1 protein-coding gene is annotated in these 903 nt (G+C 66.2%); it reads right to left on the reverse strand.

The genetic code is table 11. The annotated features are described in order from the left end of the window. Positions 1 to 54: 54 nt before the first annotated feature. A partial coding sequence (locus HUK65_RS18470; RefSeq protein ID WP_179907754.1) for an IS5 family transposase occupies positions 55 to 903 on the reverse strand: 849 nt, incomplete at its 5' end.

Consider the following 903-nt stretch of genomic DNA (forward strand, 5'->3'; position numbering starts at 1 on the left):
GGCTCTGTTGCACAAATCGCCTGATGGCCGAGCTGCCCCTTTCCCCGGACAGACTTATCCCACGGCCTCTGTTACGGGAATGCCGAGCGCCGTGAAGCCGTTGAGGACGGCCACGCGGATGTGGAACTCGGCGACCTGACGGTCGAACTCGCGCGCGGAGAGGCGCTGGCCGAGGCGCTTGACGCAGTGCATCTTGGTCTCGGCGCGGCTTCGGCGGTGATAGCCGCTCCATCGTCGCCAGATGGTCCTGCCGACGCGCTTGGATGCCCGTAGGATCTCGTTGCGGGCGACCGCCCCAGGGGTGTCGGGTTTCCAGGGTTTGGCGTTCTTGCGGGGTGGGATGATTGCGGCGGCACCGCGGGCCGCGATGGCGTCGTGGCATTTGCGGGTGTCGAAGGCACCATCGGCGGTGACGGTGGCGATCTCTTGTTCGGGCGGGATCTGGTCCAGCAGCTCGGGCAGCATGGGGGCGTCGCCCACGTCGCTGGTGGTGAACTCTGCAGCCCGGATCTCCAGTGATTTCTCGTCGATCCCGATGTGGATCTTGCGCCAGACCCGGCGTTTGGCGGCGCCATGCTTGCGGGCGTTCCGTGCTACGGGCTTACGCGGCCCCACTGGGGCCACGGTCCCTTCGCACCCTTCGCCCTCGACCTTGATCCCGGTGCTGTCGACCAGCAGATGCAGCGGGCCGTCCGAACCGCGGTAGGGAATGTTCACCTTCAGCGTCTTCTGGCGCCGCGACAGCGTGCTGAAGTCGGGCACGGCCCAGTCTAGGCCGATCAGGCGAAGGAGGCTTTCGACGAACCCAGTTGTCTGTCGAAGTGCCATGCCGAACAGCACCTTCATCGTCAGGCAGGTCTGAATGGCCGCATCGCTGTAGTCAGGCTGGCGGCCGCGCTTCCC

This window comes from Rhabdonatronobacter sediminivivens (assembly GCF_013415485.1).
GTDB lineage: Bacteria > Pseudomonadota > Alphaproteobacteria > Rhodobacterales > Rhodobacteraceae > Rhabdonatronobacter > Rhabdonatronobacter sediminivivens.